1 protein-coding gene is annotated in these 405 nt (G+C 39.3%); it reads left to right on the top strand.

Going from position 1 to position 405, the window contains the following annotated elements:
• On the top strand, positions 1-405 hold a 405-nt coding region (locus A2003_RS10535), incomplete at both ends, for a TorF family putative porin (protein WP_353743764.1).

Here is a 405-nt window from a genome sequence, read left to right as displayed (position 1 = left end):
ATTATCCTGGCGCTAAAACTACAGCAGAAACAGGAAATACTCGCTTTGATTACGGTGAAATAATCCCAGAAATCAGTTATGGACCATTAAGTGTTAAATATTCCATTACCTACACCCAAGATTACTTCGGGAATAACTCGGATACTTTAGGTATTGGTACTAATAAACATTCTCGTGGTTCAGGTTATCTTGATGTCAGTTGGCATCAACCTTTAGGGCAAGGTTGGTCGGCAGATGCTCACTATGGTCATCAGCGAATCAAAAACTTCTCTGATGCAAACTTTCAAGACGTCAGCTTTGCCGTTAATAAAGAACTCCCGTACAACCTTTTGGGAAGTTTAAGTTACAGCAAAGCATGGGATAAAGATGATTACTACAAGCAATATAGCAATGGCAATCCTAATG

The sequence above is a fragment of the Acinetobacter sp. GWC1_38_13 genome, assembly GCF_001767535.1.
In the GTDB taxonomy this organism is placed as follows: domain Bacteria; phylum Pseudomonadota; class Gammaproteobacteria; order Pseudomonadales; family Moraxellaceae; genus Acinetobacter; species Acinetobacter junii.
The sequence above is the reverse complement of the archived record's forward strand: the minus strand, read 5'-3'. Positions and strand labels throughout refer to the sequence as shown.